Genomic DNA, 1,286 nt, shown 5'->3' with positions numbered 1-1,286 from the left:
TTGATAAGCAGAGGTCAGCGTCTGCTGTTCAGAGTCAGAAAGTGGAGCAATAAAGCGCCTTCTTGCCATGGTTCCATCTGATGGCGTCCCATACGCTGTCGAATGTCTCATTGCTCATTGTCTCACCTCGCTCAGCAAGGCGCGGTATCTGGCTTCGGCCAGGTCGAGATCCGCCTTACTCGTCTTCTGGGTTTTCTTCTGGAAGCAGTGCAGGACACATAGACAGCCTCGGCGAGCTTGGCGACGTAGATCACCCGGAATGCCCCGTTAGCGTCTCTGATGCGAATTTCCCGCACGCCTTGGCCCACGCACGGTGGCCATTGGCTTCCAGTCTTTCGGCTCGGGCCCCGCCCGTTGCACCTTGTCGAGCTGGTATCCCACTTCCTGTCGGACAGTTGCTGGGAACGCTCGGAGGTCGGCGAGAGCGCTACCTCGGAAATTTAGGGGTTTGTGTTCTGACATGCTGTAATTATACAAAGTTCTGTATAGCTCGCAATGTCGGGAGCCCCCCTCCCCTTCCGTAGAACCGCCTGGGTGCGGTGCTGGCATCAGCGGAGTCATCAATCGCAAGACGGCGAAGGACAGGTTTCGGCGCGGTCTCAAGCGAATTGCGCTCTGGTGCCGCTAGAGCCGACACTTGCCGATCCGAGAGCAGCATAGGCTGCTGAGGCGGAAGGTGCAGGGCCATTACGCCTACTACGGCATCCGGGGCAATATCCGAGCCCTCCAGCTGTTCCTCTACCGAGTACGGTTGGTGTGGGTGAAGTGGCTGAGACGCCGATCACAGCGAGCGTACTTCTCGTGGGCAAAGGCGGACCAGCTGTTCCAGCTGCTGCCTTTACCTGCTGCGCGGATCATGCAGCAGTGCTGAGCCTTCAGCGAAACTGATGATTGAGGAGCCGAGTGCGCTAATCGTGCATGCTCGGATCTGTGGGGGGGCCGGGTCGAGCAATCGCCCGGTCTACTCGACTAAGTAGTGGACGATGATGAGCAGCAGCGTACTACAGCGTCTCCACGTCAAACGCTACGATTTGCCGTTGAGCGCTGGAAAACTCTACGCCTACTAAGTGAATAGGCTTGCCGCTAGCACGATACTTGTCGGCATAGCCCTTGGTTTTTATCTGCTCAATCGCTTTGCCTTTAGGCAGTTGTTCAACCACCTTGAACTCAAACAGGTAAACATGCCCGTTAACTTGCAATTACCCACAAGTCGATGATGCATCTGGATTGGCAGCTTGGAATCCAGCAACAAGATCTGCTAAGCGAATGAAGCCTCGCCATAGAAC

The 1,286-nt window shown here is 56.1% G+C and carries 2 protein-coding genes; both read right to left on the bottom strand.

Annotated elements, in window-relative coordinates; genetic code table 11:
• Positions 1-114: 114 nt before the first annotated feature.
• Positions 115-261 carry a type II toxin-antitoxin system RelE/ParE family toxin gene (locus BMY49_RS17960; RefSeq protein WP_269474889.1) on the bottom strand — a complete coding sequence of 49 codons (147 nt, stop codon included), beginning with the start codon at positions 259-261 and terminating at the stop codon, positions 115-117.
• A 740-nt stretch (positions 262-1,001) separates the two neighbouring features.
• Entirely contained in the window at positions 1,002-1,199 is a 198-nt protein-coding gene (locus BMY49_RS17065; protein ID WP_244155003.1) for a PD-(D/E)XK nuclease domain-containing protein, read from the bottom strand.
• Positions 1,200-1,286 lie beyond the last annotated feature (87 nt).

Source organism: Vreelandella aquamarina (assembly GCF_900110265.1).
Classification (GTDB): domain Bacteria; phylum Pseudomonadota; class Gammaproteobacteria; order Pseudomonadales; family Halomonadaceae; genus Vreelandella; species Vreelandella aquamarina.
The sequence above is the reverse complement of the archived record's forward strand: the minus strand, read 5'-3'. Positions and strand labels throughout refer to the sequence as shown.